General features: G+C 57.0%; 1 rRNA gene. It reads left to right on the top strand.

Going from position 1 to position 228, the window contains the following annotated elements:
- Window positions 1–228 (top strand): 16S ribosomal RNA (locus KYX17_RS31680); the annotation flags it as partial.

Genomic DNA, 228 nt, shown 5'->3' on the forward strand with positions numbered 1-228 from the left:
GAAGCCTGATGCAGCAACGCCGCGTGAGGGATGACGGCCTTCGGGTTGTAAACCTCTTTTAGCAGGGAAGAAGCGAAAGTGACGGTACCTGCAGAAAAAGCGCCGGCTAACTACGTGCCAGCAGCCGCGGTAATACGTAGGGCGCAAGCGTTATCCGGAATTATTGGGCGTAAAGAGCTCGTAGGCGGTCTGTCGCGTCTGCTGTGAAATCCCGAGGCTCAACCTCGG

This window comes from Microbacterium sp. CIAB417, assembly GCF_022788845.1.